This is a genomic window from Erysipelatoclostridium sp. AM42-17 (assembly GCF_003480255.1).
In the GTDB taxonomy this organism is placed as follows: Bacteria; Bacillota_I; Bacilli_A; order Erysipelotrichales; family Coprobacillaceae; genus Faecalibacillus.
In genome coordinates this window covers 1-872 of record NZ_QUIN01000053.1, presented here as the reverse complement: position 1 = coordinate 872, position 872 = coordinate 1, and the positions used below count along the sequence as shown (strand labels likewise).

The following is an 872-nucleotide window of genomic DNA, read 5'->3' as shown; positions in this document are numbered from 1 at the left end:
ATCTCTTTCCTAATTTCTAAATACATTATAGTTCTCTCTTTTAGCACTGTCAATAGGTGAGTGCTAATTATTTATTTTTTGAATTCTTAATTTTTACCCTTTTGTATGAAAATTTAATTGATCATCAATATTTCTTCTACTATACATCACTCTTAAAATTGTAACTATTTTTGTAGTACTATCTGGAATATAAAATATCACATAATGATCTACAGGCAATACACGAAGTCCTCGACTTTTCCATGGTTCTTCTTCGTATTGTCGATATCTAAATGGCATCATATCTAAACTCAATATATGTTCTTCTAAACGATATAACTGATTGATTGCATTTTGTGGTGATTGTAATTTAAATGCAATATATTCATAAATTTCTTTTAAATCATTTTCAGCCTGTTGAGATACATAAACTTCATATATCATAAACCATAATCCTTATGGATATCATGAAATGCCTGCTTTGCTTTCTTTGTTCGCCCAGTTTGCATATCTACATATCCTTTTTCTAATTCCTCATTTAAATCTTCTTTTGATAATGTACTTACATCTATCATACTTGTATCTGGTAACTTTACTTCAAATGGGATTCCTCTTTGTAAAATAATTTGTTTATAAAACATATTAATGGCATTTGAGGCAGAAATACCTAATGATGATAAAATTGTTTCTGCTTTTTCTTTAACTTCCGGTTCAATTCTTGCATATAAATTTGCTGATTTTGTAGCCATATAAAATAACTCCTTTCATATATAGTCTATCCTTCTCAATTCATTTTATGCGATTGTACATACATTAGCAATACATAAATTTATTTTCACAAAAAAAGGTAGGCATTGTACCTACCCTTTTATAACTATTTAATTGTAATGTAT

The 872-nt window shown here is 27.5% G+C and carries 2 protein-coding genes; both read right to left on the bottom strand.

Annotated features, from left to right (window positions below):
* Window positions 1-93 precede the first annotated feature (93 nt).
* Window positions 94-423, bottom strand: coding sequence for a type II toxin-antitoxin system RelE/ParE family toxin (locus DW911_RS10880; protein ID WP_118431242.1), 330 nt, complete (start codon window positions 421-423; stop codon window positions 94-96).
* Entirely contained in the window at window positions 420-728 is a 309-nt protein-coding gene (locus DW911_RS10875; RefSeq protein WP_118431244.1) for a type II toxin-antitoxin system RelB/DinJ family antitoxin, read from the bottom strand. Before DW911_RS10875 ends, DW911_RS10880 begins: the two co-directional genes overlap by 4 nt.
* Window positions 729-872 lie beyond the last annotated feature (144 nt).

Bases quoted from the DNA above. Each gene is read 5' to 3' on its own strand.
- DW911_RS10880 (WP_118431242.1), bottom strand. From the start codon at position 423: ATGATATATGAAGTTTATGTATCTCAACAGGCTGAAAATGATTTAAAA.
- DW911_RS10875 (WP_118431244.1), bottom strand. From the start codon at position 728: ATGGCTACAAAATCAGCAAATTTATATGCAAGAATTGAACCGGAAGTT.